Source organism: Marinobacter iranensis, assembly GCF_029207565.1.
GTDB classification, from domain to species: Bacteria; Pseudomonadota; Gammaproteobacteria; order Pseudomonadales; family Oleiphilaceae; genus Marinobacter; species Marinobacter iranensis.
Genome location: NZ_JANCMW010000003.1, coordinates 253,272 through 265,480, shown reverse-complemented (window position 1 = coordinate 265,480; position 12,209 = coordinate 253,272). Strand labels below are relative to the sequence as shown.

The 12,209-nt window shown below is 55.1% G+C and carries 12 protein-coding genes; 9 read left to right on the top strand and 3 right to left on the bottom strand.

Translation table 11 applies throughout. The annotated features are described in order from the left end of the window. The first annotated feature begins 4 nt into the window (after window positions 1–4). Complete coding sequence (locus tag NLU14_RS07675; protein WP_275705626.1) at window positions 5–565, top strand: TRAP transporter small permease; 561 nt, start codon at window positions 5–7, stop codon at window positions 563–565. A gap of 85 nt (window positions 566–650) precedes the next feature. Continuing rightward, window positions 651–1,544, top strand: a complete 894-nt coding sequence (locus tag NLU14_RS07670) for an isocitrate lyase/PEP mutase family protein (protein ID WP_275705625.1) — start codon at window positions 651–653, stop codon at window positions 1,542–1,544. Between the two features lie 158 nt (window positions 1,545–1,702). Here the strand turns inward: NLU14_RS07670 and NLU14_RS07665 are convergent, their stop codons facing one another. The 3 genes from NLU14_RS07665 to NLU14_RS07655 all read right to left on the bottom strand — a co-directional run bounded on the left by NLU14_RS07665 (window position 1,703) and on the right by NLU14_RS07655 (window position 6,793). After that, the gene (locus NLU14_RS07665) at window positions 1,703–2,836 is read right to left on the bottom strand and encodes a DcaP family trimeric outer membrane transporter (RefSeq protein WP_275705624.1); all 1,134 of its coding nucleotides are present in this window, start codon (window positions 2,834–2,836) and stop codon (window positions 1,703–1,705) included. 116 nt (window positions 2,837–2,952) lie between these two features. After that, entirely contained in the window at window positions 2,953–4,569 is a 1,617-nt protein-coding gene (locus tag NLU14_RS07660) for a long-chain fatty acid--CoA ligase (RefSeq protein ID WP_275705623.1), read from the bottom strand. Window positions 4,570–4,837: 268 nt separating this feature from the next. Continuing rightward, window positions 4,838–6,793: a sigma 54-interacting transcriptional regulator gene (locus NLU14_RS07655; RefSeq protein WP_275705622.1), complete on the bottom strand. Its 1,956-nt coding sequence runs from the start codon at window positions 6,791–6,793 to the stop codon at window positions 4,838–4,840. Window positions 6,794–7,005: 212 nt separating this feature from the next. On the opposite strand from NLU14_RS07655, the gene NLU14_RS07650 reads away from it, so the two are divergent. From NLU14_RS07650 to NLU14_RS07620, 7 genes are all read left to right on the top strand, one after another. Further along, on the top strand, window positions 7,006–8,067 hold the full coding sequence (locus NLU14_RS07650) for a phosphotransferase family protein (protein WP_275705621.1): 1,062 nt from the start codon (window positions 7,006–7,008) through the stop codon (window positions 8,065–8,067). Further along, the gene (locus NLU14_RS07645; protein ID WP_275705620.1) at window positions 8,064–8,447 is read left to right on the top strand and encodes a DUF6285 domain-containing protein; all 384 of its coding nucleotides are present in this window, start codon (window positions 8,064–8,066) and stop codon (window positions 8,445–8,447) included. The genes NLU14_RS07650 and NLU14_RS07645 overlap by 4 nt, the downstream gene beginning before the upstream one ends. A gap of 87 nt (window positions 8,448–8,534) precedes the next feature. Next, entirely contained in the window at window positions 8,535–9,713 is a 1,179-nt protein-coding gene (locus NLU14_RS07640) for an acyl-CoA dehydrogenase family protein (RefSeq protein ID WP_275705619.1), read from the top strand. Then, window positions 9,710–10,489, top strand: a complete 780-nt coding sequence (locus NLU14_RS07635; RefSeq protein ID WP_275705618.1) for an SDR family NAD(P)-dependent oxidoreductase — start codon at window positions 9,710–9,712, stop codon at window positions 10,487–10,489. The genes NLU14_RS07640 and NLU14_RS07635 overlap by 4 nt, the downstream gene beginning before the upstream one ends. Window positions 10,490–10,492: 3 nt before the next feature. Then, entirely contained in the window at window positions 10,493–10,732 is a 240-nt protein-coding gene (locus NLU14_RS07630; RefSeq protein ID WP_275705617.1) for a hypothetical protein, read from the top strand. A gap of 44 nt (window positions 10,733–10,776) precedes the next feature. After that, the gene (locus tag NLU14_RS07625) at window positions 10,777–10,923 is read left to right on the top strand and encodes a hypothetical protein (RefSeq protein ID WP_275705616.1); all 147 of its coding nucleotides are present in this window, start codon (window positions 10,777–10,779) and stop codon (window positions 10,921–10,923) included. 52 nt (window positions 10,924–10,975) lie between these two features. Further along, window positions 10,976–12,199 carry a CaiB/BaiF CoA transferase family protein gene (locus NLU14_RS07620; RefSeq protein ID WP_275705615.1) on the top strand — a complete coding sequence of 408 codons (1,224 nt, stop codon included), beginning with the start codon at window positions 10,976–10,978 and terminating at the stop codon, window positions 12,197–12,199. The last annotated feature ends 10 nt before the right edge of the window (window positions 12,200–12,209 follow it).

Below are 12,209 nucleotides of genomic sequence, written 5' to 3'. Positions count from 1 at the left end.
GTGAATGATGAGAATACTTGATGTTCTGTACAAGGTCTTTGGCTACATAAAAGTGGTGGGTCTGGCCGCCAGTGGTATTGCGTTGTTCCTGATGATTGGCGGGATAACCCTTGATGTGGTTTCACGGAACGTGACGGGCAACTCTATTTCGGGCTTTTACGAAATCGTCACCTTTTACCTTATGCCCCTCGCAGTGTTGCCGGTGTTGTTCTATGCCTTTTCCCAGGGTGTCTGCCCCCGGATTCCAATGGTGTTCGATCGGTTGCCGCCCAGAGTGCAAAAACCTCTCCACTGTATCGTAATGCTGTTCGAGCTGACGCTCATGGCAATTGTGGCGTTTTTCTCTTTTCAGTACGCGGCCGACGGTGCGGCTTCCGGCCACGAGTTCTCGGCGGGCGGCAGCATGTACCCGAAATACCCGGTTTACTTCCTCGTACCTTTTGCGTTTGCCGGGATGGCTTTGGAATTGGCCTTCATCCTTGCGAAAAACCTCTTTAACTCGGGAGTATGGATTACTTATTTGAAAGACCAGGAAACGATAAAAGGTGAACTGCAGCTGGTTTAAGCTGCGCACGGTTGGGTCATTCGGAATTGCATTGCAGTGCGTCGAAAAATACTGGCCTGTTTAATCAAACATCGGAGGCAAGACTATGTTTAACGCAAGCAGTAAAACCAATATCCGCGAGTTACTGGCAAATGCTGGTTCCAGGCCGGTGGTTTCCGTAGGTGTCGGAGATGCGATGAGCGCCCGGCTGGCGTCGGTTACGGAAGGGATCGATGCAATCCTCACCAGTGGCTTTGCAATTTCAGCGCAACAGTTAGGGTTGCCGGACGTGGAAATGTACTCGCGGACGGAAAATGTTCAGGCGGTTGAGCGCATCTGCTATGTGTCCGGCAAGCCGGTTATTGCAGACATGGATACGGGTTATGGCAATGCCGTAAACGTTATCAAGTCCCTGCATGAGTTCGAGCGTGCCGGTGTCCAGGGGGTCATTATCGAGGACCAGGTCAGCCCAAAGCGTTGTCCGGTGTGTGTCGACACAACCAACGTGATTATTCCGAAAGCGGAAGCGGTTGGTAAGATCCGTGCAGCTGCGGAGAATCGTAGGAATCTGGAGACCCTGCTTATTGCCCGAACCGATGCTGTTGAGTTTGATGAAGCTGTCAGCCGCGCCAAGGCCTATCGGGAAGCCGGTGCTGATCTTGTACAGCCAATTTCACGCCTGTTTTCAGATAAAGCAGATATCAGGCGATTCGTAGACGCAGTAGGGTGCCCGGTATCGCTGGTTGTTGTGGGGTGGCTGGAAGGTCTGTCTAAGGAAGATCTGGCGGCTACAGGGGCCAGTATCGTCCATTTCGCCCTGGTTCCGGTTACGGCGGTTCATCATGCGGTCGGCCAGGTGATGGCCCAGTTGGGGCGTGCGGGATCAGCGGAGGCACTGGAGGCTGTACGTTCACCTCATACGGCGATTGTGAAGGATATGGGAATGGAATCCATTGGTGTGCTTGAAGAAAAATACCTGCCACGCGAATCCGAACTCTGATCCGCTCTTTCCCTGGTGTGTGGTTATGACTGCATACCAGGGCAGCTTTCCTCAATTCCCCTCTGATCGTTTTCCGACTTTTCTAGATAGATAAAAAGACGACGCAGCTTTGGGGGCTGCGCCGTAAAGCAAAGCAACATGATGTTGCCCTGAGAATTCTAGAAGTTGTATTGAGCGGCAAACATCAGTCGGTTGGCATCGGATTTCTCGCTGTCGACGTTTTCACGCTGGTAGTAGGCGTACTCAACACCCATCATAACGTTGGCAACCGGCGACCACTGATAGTTGATCATGGCCTTCTGGTTGGTCTCGCTCTTGTCGCCGACAGCGGCTGTGCCAAGGTCACTTTCGGCATCGTCCCAGTCAACGGTCGCCACTCCATAGGCGAGGTTTACGCTGCGACCGTTGCCAACATCCAGTGATGCGCCAATGGTTCCTGCATAGCCGGCAATGGTGTTCAGGTCACCGCCATCCAGGTAGGCGTCTTCAGCGCCGAAGTTGTCACCAGACCGGTACAGGTAGAGGTTGGCGCCGTCGCTGTAGTTGATGGTGCCCTGAAGTGTCAGGTTGTCGGTGACCGCGAGGTTTGCAGCAACGAACGAAGCGAAGCCAATGGCGGATTCGTCGGTGGTGCCGTCATCAATCGCCACCTGGTGAGCAAGGCCGCCCAGTGCGTAGGACAGTGCGCCCTTGGTCTCTTCATAGCGAGCCGTAAACGTTGGCATGCCCTGGCGTACATTGGTGTTATCCACCACCGATGTGAGGGGATCTTCCAACGACACCGACAGGTTGCCAGTTGTGTAACGGGCCTGGGCTACGCGCCCCTGCAAGCCAGAAAGTCCGGGGTGGCCATCGAAGTCCAGGCCCGGGGTGATGCCATAGAAACTCATGTAGTTGGACCAGGTCTGGCCCATCAGGATGCCTTTGTATTCACCGAAGGCATGGCGCAGGCGTAGCGAGCCGCCACCGGAACCCCGGAAGTCGCCCTCAACCGTAACCTTGAGTCCGGAGTTCATCGCGACCTTCATACCGATACGGCTCTGGTAGGCGTCGGCTCCGAAGTGACCCTCGGATTCCTCATCTGCCCCGCCCAAGCGAGCGAATGAGCCTGTCCTGGCGGAATTCGAAATGTCTTCATTAATGTCGTAAGAGGCGTTCAGTCGGGCATATCCATAAATGGACGCGTCGACCGTTTCCGTATTCAGGCTTATTGCATTGGCCTGTACCGATGCGCCCAGGATAGTGGCGGCGATGGATGCCTGGATGGCAGTTCTGAGTTTGTTGTTTTGCATTTGGAGCTCCAGATCAGCTTTGGATGATGTAACTATTCGCGTTTTGTTGAGTTTTTGTGGCTAGTGAAATGTGATTGTTATCCTCCTTCAGCCATTGGCATATTGGATGGTTTTTGTCAGCTGGCGGGCCAGCGGTAGTTTGAGTAGCTTTCACGCAGGGTCTTCTTGCTGACTTTCCCTGTAGCCGTGTGTGGTAATTCCGCCACGACGTCGCAGGCGTTTGGCATCCACCACTTGGGAATCCTCTCCCGGAGGAAATCCAGTAATTCGTCGCCGCTCAGGTCCGGGTGGCTGTCTTCGGCTACAACGATGAGCAGAGGTCGCTCGTTCCAGTGCTGGTGATAAACGCCGATGACCACTGCTTCCCGCACACCCGGATGCGACATGATGGCGTTCTCGATTTCGATGGAACTGATCCATTCACCGCCGGATTTGATGACATCCTTTACGCGGTCGGTGATCTGCATATAACCGTTGCTGTCTATCGTGGCGACATCACCGGTGTTGAACCAGTGATGGTGGTCGTCGCGCCCGTAGTAGGAGCTGCATGCCCAGGGCGCTCGCACTTCGAGGACGCCGGTGGTCTCGCCGTCGTTTGGCAACGTGTTGCCGTCCTCATCAACGATGCGCATTTGCATGCCAAACAATGGGCGACCTGATTTAAGACGCTGTACGGAAAGGTCTGCTTCGCTCAGGTGTGTATGCTGAGGCAGGTAACGGTTGTAGCTACCCATTGGGCTGAGTTCGGTCATACCCCAGCCGTTTTCGAGGGTAACGCCATGACGCTCAAGATCCTGGTAGAGCCGGATGGCGCCGGCAGCGCCACCGATGACGCCTCGCTTCAATGAAGGTACAGAGGCGCCCGTGCTGTTCAGGTAGCTGCTCAGACTGTTCCAGAGCGTTGGTACCGCCAGGGAAAAGGTGACCTGTTCATTATTGATAAGCTCGACCATGCTGCCGGCGTCGCTAACGTGCGGGCCCGGAAGTACCAGTTTGGCTCCTGCCATCGGTGCGTTGTAGGGCATTCCCCAAGCGTTGACGTGAAACATGGGCACAAGAGGCATTACCACATCTTCCGCTGTCAATCCCACGGCGCTTGCCATGTTCTGCGCCATGCCATGGAGTACGATGCTGCGATGACAGCCCAGCACACCTTTTGGATTGCCGGTTGTACCTGATGTGTAACAGAGGCCGCTTGCCCTTTTTTCGTCAAGATCTGGCCAGGAATAGACGTTGGATTGCGACCCAATCAAGGCCTCATAGCTGCGTAGTCCCGGTAAAGTGCTTTCCGGTATCTCCGCTTCGCCGCACAGTGCGATCCAGTGTTTCACTGAGGGAACTTCAGCCTGGATGGACTCAATGACAGGAATGAACTGAGGATCAATAAACAGGGCTTCGTTTTCGGCGTCGTTGACGATGAAGCGTATCTGATCCAGGAACAGTTTCGGGTTGATGGTGTGGCATACACGGCCCGAACAGGGGATGGCGTAATGCAGTTCGAAGTGTCTGAAGTCGTTCCAGGCGAGGGTTCCGACACGGGCGCTGGATGACAGGTTTAGTTCGTCCAGGGCGTTTGCCAATTGTCGCGTGCGCTGGAAAGCCTCTCCATAAGTGTATCGGTGGATTGAGCCATCACTCATCCGGGACACTATTTCAATGTCACGTGCAACGGTTTCGGCGTGCCGCATTATTGTGGTGATGCTCAGGTCCGCATCCATCATTAAGCCTTGCAACGTTGGCCTCCGGATTTGCTTGATATTGTTTTGGTGACTGCGGGGAGTTCGCGGCGCCAGAAAGGCCTGCACCGCTGAAGAATGGCAGTTACCGTTTTCGGAGGGGTTCAGCAAGGGGTGTGCCAAGGCCTTCGGGCTGGGGTTGTTGTTTTTAAATTCAATGAGTTGAAGATTTGCGTTGATGTCGAGAGGGTGGCAGTCGTTTCATATTTGAAACCCATGTTTCAAATTCTGGTTCGTGCGTGTCCTGTTTGCATTGCTGGTAAGTTCAGCCTTCCTTGCGTAGCCGGCGCCAGAGTGTGGACCGGCTAATGCCGAGGTGTTGCGCGGTCCTGGTCATATCACCCCCGAACTCTTCCAGTGTTTGCCTGATGTGTGCGATTTCCGCGGCTTTTCCCAGTGCCTGAAGATTCTTGCCGGGTGGTTCAGGAGTGATGTCGGGCTTGTGGGTGGCGGGGAAAAGTTCAGGGAAGAGAGTTTCCAGGGGCGTACCTTGTCCATGCTCTACCATATAGGCGGAGAGATAGGCACGCTCGACTATGTTCTCCAGCTCCCTGATGTTACCCATCCACCGATGGGCCAGTAGGCGGGGCATTAATTCGTTGATGAGCTCTCTGGTCTTGCTCTGCTTCGCAGGGTCCTGGTGTGCAAGGTTCGCCAGAATTGCATTGGAAATGGACGGAATATCCTCAATCCGCTGTCTGAGCGGAGGGACGGCAATTCTGAGGATGTTGAGGCGATAGAAAAGGTCTTCCCGGAACAGGCCATCTTCTATCCTTGATGACAGGTTATGGTGAGTGGCCGCGATAACCCGTATATCAATCGGGGTCGGTTCGGATGCACCGAGCCTTAGTACTTCCCGCTCCTGGAGCACGCGAAGTAGTCGTGTCTGCAGCGGAACCGGCATGTCGCCTATTTCGTCGAGAAAGATGGTACCTGTATGGCCGGCTTCAAAGAGGCCGCTTTTGCCACCCTTTTTCGTGCCGGTAAAGGCTCCTTCCTCGTAACCGAACAGCTCACTTTCAAGCAATGTCTCAGGAAATGAGGCGCAGTTGATTGCTACAAACGGTGCCTGGCGACGGCTGCTGGCGTTGTGGATGCTCTGGGCGATCAACTCCTTGCCGGTACCGCTTTCTCCGGTAATAAGAACCGTTGAGGTAGTGGTGGCATAGAGCTTTGCCAGATCAATGGCCTGCCTGAATGCTTCGCTGCTACCCAAAAGTTGGCTGAATTCATACTTTGCAATGAAGTGCCGAGGGCGCGCCTGGGAGCGGATGTGTCGTTCGGCGCGTTGTATGGCATTGATTTCTTGGCAGACGATAATGGCACCATCCACTTGACCTGCCTCGAAGATCGGCATGATGCTGGCGGCTAACCTGCGATTGCCGAACTTCACAAGAAGGTTGTCCTCGCCGACCCCGGTCCTGAGTACGCGTTCGATGTCCATGTCAGGAAACGTGAATCGCGAACTCTGGTTGATAACCTCTTTTTCGCTGATATTGAGCATCTGGCTCATGCTCGGGTTTATCGATTGAACATGCCCCTGGAGGTCGAGCGCAATAACGCCTTCGGTAAGATGTTGCAGTACCGTGTTTATACGCTGGTGCTTGAGCTTTTCGTGTACCCGGCTGCGGCAGATAGCAATAGCGTCGTCCAGGGTTCGTCTTACCGCATCTGCATTGATCACAGAGACGCCTTCCGCACCGGCTTCCTCCGCAAGCTCTACTGCTGTCGGCGAGCCCACGATAACGCGATAGCCGGCACTGACAAGCTCCTGAACTTTCTGACGTGCGTCTTCGAAGGATGAGTACACTGCCTCGTATATCTCAACGGTGAAAAGCGACGCCATTTCTTTCAGTTCTGAATGGGGGCGGATGTGGCTGAGGATGCCTGCTTTGGTTCCGCGGTCCTTTGCCAGGTTCAGGGCCCTGATCAAGTCGTATTCCCCCATACGAATCGACAGCACGGTTGTTGATATGTTCTTGCGAAGGAACTCGGCAGAGGCGCCCGAGCAGATAAAAATGTCAACGTTCTGTTCTTGTTCGAGTCGCTGAGCTGTAGGCAGGAGATCTGCAATAGTGCTCTCTACAACATCAACGTCTGCATGGCTGGCGTAACGGGGCAGGATTTCTTCTACGGTTTGTGCCAGCTTGCTGGGGTGTCCCGAGAAACTCAGATGGCTTATTAACGCAACGATGCGCGGGCGGTAGCTTTGACTTGTCATGGAGGGCGCCTTTAGAGGTGTTCCATAAGTGAAACATTGTTGTTTCAATTTTGAGTTTCTATATTTGCTCATATTACCGGACAGCTTTCAAATGGAAATTTAACGGTTTGTTATAAAAGAAATTATTATTATTTTATCTGAACGTTAATGATTGGCGTTGTTTTTGCCTAATAGTGTTCCAGTCTTCATTTTTGGCAAAAGAGAAGTTTTTAATGGCGTTAACAAGCAAAGGTCCGGCAAGTGAAGTCCATGCGGATGATCTGGAACGTTTTCGCCCGGCAGTGACCCGCTACCTGTCCAATAAGCTCGGTGGTGGAGGGCTGGTGATTCGTTCAATGCGTCTGTTGTCCGGCGGAGCCATTCAGGAAAACTGGTTGCTTAATGTGTCGGTGACAGGCGGCTCGTGGTCAGGTGAGCACCAATGGGTCCTGAGAACCGACTCCCTGTCAGCCGTGGATGTCAGTATGTCCAGGTCAGACGAATACGCTGTTCTCAATGTCGTGCATAAAGCGGGCGTTAACGTGCCGGAGCCGCTTTGGTTGTGCCGGGATAGGGGCATCATAGGGCGCGAGTTTTTTGTTATGCAGGCAATTGGCGGCACGGCAGCCGGCCATCGCCTTGTGAGAGACTCGCGTCTGGTTCCCGACCGGCCAAAGTTGTGTTGGGAACTGGGTCGTAACTTGGCCTTGATACATCAGGTCCGGCCCCCGCAAAAGGATCTGGATTTTCTGCCCGAGCCGGTGCCAGATCCCGCGATGGCTTCTATCCAGCAGTACCTGGGCTTCCTGGATGCTTTGGGGAGACACTTCCCGGTTATTGAATGGGGATTACGATGGCTGCTGATCAACAAGCCTGAGCCCGTCGCTTCCTGCCTGATCCACAGGGATTTCCGTACCGGTAATTTCATGGTTGATGAAGGCCGGTTGTCCGGCATATTGGACTGGGAATTCACCGGCTGGGGGGATTGGCGCGAAGACATCGGCTGGTTTACAGCGAAATGCTGGCGCTTTGGTCGTGGGAACCCCGAGGCAGGTGGTATAGGTGAGCTGGCTGACTTTATGGAGGGGTACGCAACGGTCAGTTCCAAGGACCTGTCTTCAGCAGAGCTAAGGTATTGGCAGGTTATGGCACATGTGCGCTGGGCCATTGTGGCGGTTCAGCAGTCAGAGCGTCATCTCTCGGGCCAGCAGCGCTCTCTGGAACTGGCCCTGACCGGTCGAATGGTACCTGAGTTGGAGCTGGAAATTCTCGAGCTGACAGAGGGGGTGGAATGAACTCGCCAGATGCCAACGAGTTGTTAACGGTAGCCAGTGAGACTTTGCTTTCACGAATATTGCCTGCGGTACCGAAAGACCTTGAATACGATGTGCGGATGATTGCCAGAGCCATGGCGATTTCCTCCAGAGAGTGCGGCAAGGGCCGGAGTATTGAGGAAGCCGAGTACGATGTTCTATCGGGTTTGGTCAACAGAAAGCATGGATGCTTGGATGCAGCGGAGATGAGGAAGTCGCTCTCCCAAGCAATCCGTAGCGGCTTATACGATGAGCATGGTCCTAACCGCAACGCCCTGCTGGAGGCGCTGCGAGCCATTACTAAAGGGGAACTGGAGCTCTGTAACCCGAAACTCGTGGATTGCAAGAAGGGGCCCGGATAACAGAACAGAAGCTGCAAAGCAGTGAAAAGCGACGGTTGTAGGGCCCATGCCGGCGTTAATTTTTAACCCAATAATCGGGACTTTGACATGAACTTTGATTTGACTGAAGAACTCGCGGAACTGCAATTGCGGGTTCGTCGTTTTGTGCTGGATGAGGTCGTGCCTATGGAAGGTGATCCAAGGCAAACTCCTCATGGCCCGAGTGAGGAGTTGCGCGACGAGTTGATTGAAAAGGCACGCCAGAGCGGGCTGCTTACGCCACATGCGTCTGTTGAAATGGGAGGGATGGGGCTCTCACATGTCGCAAAGGCCATCATTTTTGAGGAGGCTGGATATTCGCCGTTGGGGCCCACTGCCCTGAATATTCATGCACCTGATGAAGGCAATATCCACCTGATGGAGATTGTCGCCTCTGAAGCTCAAAAACAGCGCTGGTTGCAGCCGCTGGCAAGAGGTTTGTCACGCTCCTGTTTTGCAATGACGGAACCAGCTCCCGGTGCTGGCTCTGACCCCTTCATGTTGAATACAACGGCAGTGAGGGATGGTGACGATTACATTATCAACGGCCTCAAATGGTTTATAACCGGAGCGGATGGGGCTGGCTTTGCTATTGTCATGGCCAAGACCGAAGACGGTAATGCAACAATGTTCCTCACGGATACTGACCGTCCGGGTTTTGTGGTTGAGCGCATGATGGACTCCATGGATTCATGTTTTACCGGGGGGCATTGCGTTGTGCGTCTTGAGAACCTTCGTGTTCCGGCAGTTGATATGTTGGGCGAGGTCGGAAAGGGGTTTCGTTATGCGCAAGTCAGGCTTGCGCCTGCACGGCTGACTCATTGCATGCGCTGGCTGGGTGCTGCCCGCCGGGCACACGATGAAGCCTGCCAGTATGCCCGCACCAGGGAGTCATTTGGCAAGCTTCTGGGCGATCACCAGGGCGTGGGTTTTATGCTTGCCGACAATGAGATGGACATGTTGACCACCCGGCTTTCGATCCTCCACTGCGCCTGGGTACTCGACCAGGGCGGCCGCGGAAACGTTGAGTCAAGTATGACAAAGGTTATCAGTTCCGAAGGCATCTGGCGGGTGATAGATCGATGTGTCCAGGTCCTCGGTGGGCAGGGTGTATCCGGCGAAAGTATCGTCGAGCGGATATTCCGAGATGCCCGTGGATTCAGGATTTACGATGGCCCCAATGAAGTGCACAGAATGAGTCTGGCCAAGAAAATCATGGTGCGTAATGATCGGGTAGGTGCGCTATGACAGTCGACTCTCAGGTTGGTTTCCAGTTGAACAATAAGAAGGTTCTTGTTACCGGCGCCTCCAGCGGCCTGGGGCACCACTTTGCGCGAACACTCGCCGCGTCGGGAGCGCGGGTAGTGGTCGGAGCCCGCAGGGTTGAGCGCCTGGAGGGGCTGGTTGCTGAAATAACGGAGTCCGGTGGCCAGGCCGATGCCGTTTCACTGGATGTCACGTCGCGGGATTCCGTGTCAGCAGCTCTGGATCACCTCCAGGATTTGTGGGGTGGCGTAGATGTTGTTGTGAACAATGCAGGGGTGAGTGATACCAAATCCGTGCTTAACTACGATGATGGTGATTGGGATAACATTCTCGACACCAACCTCAAAGGGGCATGGATAGTGGCCCAGGAAGCGGCTCGTCGAATGGTGGATGCCGGGACGGGGGGTAATATCGTTAATATAACGTCCATCCTCGGGAATCGCGTGGGCGGCGGGGTAGGGCCCTATTCCGCAGCCAAGGCAGGGCTTTCACACCTGACTCGGTCAATGGCTCTAGAGCTGGCAAGGCATGATATCCGGGTGAACGCGCTTGCTCCGGGTTATGTTGTAACCGAGATAAACCAGGATTTGCTGGCGAGCGATGTAGGGGAGCGATTGAGGAAGCGTATCCCCAATCGGCGTTTCTGCCAGTTTGAAGATCTTGATGGTCCGTTGTTGCTGTTGGTTTCGGATGCCAGCAAGGCCATGACCGGGGCTGAGATCGTTGTGGACAACGGGCATTCTTGTATGGGGCTGTAGGCCTTGGGGAGCCTCAGGGCTAATACCCCCCCCTATCTGGTTATTCATCACGCTCAGAACGAGAACCCCGATGCCCTTTGCCTGCTGGTGAATATGGGCAAGGAAACCGTGCACGTTCAGTGTGTTCAGGTGGTTCTGCAAACAAGATCTAGTGAAGAGAAAACGCTAACGGTTACCGAGTGCCGCAGGGTGGGGGCGGACGACAGCAACGTGCGCCAGGTGTTGCGGCAAGGGCCACTGTAGCCCGGTGCCTGCTTGAGGCCGGTGCAACGGTTATTGCCAGTGGGATGATTCAGCCCAGGCTGCTACTGCTGGACAAGACCAATGAAGGCCTGGCACCGGTTATCGTACAGCAGATTGGTGAGTTGATTGACGACCTGAGTCAGACCAGAATGTTGCCGTTGACGACTATGCGGCGTTTGTCAGAGATGTGATTGAAAGCTATCTTCTTTGATTCGCCAGGAACCCGCCTGCAAGGAGAAACGGATGTCAGGCTCCCTGTCTCATTTGCGTGTCCTTGATCTTTCCAGGGTACTGGCCGGCCCATGGGCCGGCCAGATCCTCGGGGATCTGGGAGCGGAGGTTATTAAAATCGAGCGTCCGGGAACTGGTGATGACACCCGCTCTTGGGGGCCGCCCTATCTTCAGGGGGCTAATGGCAGCGCCGAACTCTCCGCCTACTTTCTGAGCGCCAACCGGAACAAGCAGTCCCTGGCGGTTGATATCGCCCATCCGGAGGGCCAGGAACTGGTCCGTAAGCTGGTGGCCGAATCGGATGTGGTACTGGAAAATTTCAAGGTCGGCGGCCTCAAACGCTATGGCCTGGATTACGACAGCCTGAAGCGCATCAACCCGAAACTCATCTACTGCTCGATTACCGGGTTTGGCCAGGATGGTCCCTACGCGAACCGTCCCGGCTATGATTTCCTGATCCAGGCAATGGGCGGGCTGATGAGCATCACCGGTCAACCGGACGGCGAGCCGGGCGCAGGGCCGATGAAGGCAGGTGTGGCACTGACGGACATCATGACCGGGCTTTACGCCACCATTGGTGTGCTCGCCGCACTCAGCCACCGGGACCGGACCGGGGAGGGTCAGTATGTGGAGGCTGCACTGCTGGACGTGCAGGTGGCCTGCCTGGCGAACCAGGCGATGAATTACCTGACTACGGGCAAGGCACCGGTCAGGATGGGGAATGCCCACCCCAACATCGTTCCGTATCAGGATTTCCCTACGGCGGACGGCAATATGGTGCTGACGATCGGCAATGATCATCAGTTTGCCAGGCTGTGTGACGTGCTCGGGCATGCGGAGTGGGCGAGCGATGAGCGCTTTGTGACAAACCGCGCCCGGGTGGCCAACCGCAAAGAACTGATTCCCAGGCTGCGGCAGGCCACGGTGATGCGGTCCACCCGGGAGTGGGTCGATATTCTGGAACGTTCAGGAGTGCCCTGCGGACCAGTGAACACGCTCGACGAAGTATTCGACGACCCTCAGGTTCGCGCGCGGGGGATGAAGCAGACCGTAACCCATCCTGATCTGGGCGAGGTGCCAACGGTCGGAAATCCGATCAAACTGAAACTGACACCGGTAACCTACCGCGCGGCGCCGCCGCTGCTGGGTGAGCAGTCGGAGCGGGTTTTGCAACAAGTGGCGGGCCTTTCTCCCGGGCAGATCAAGGCGCTCAGGGAGCGGGGTGTCATCTCCTGACCCTCAGTTA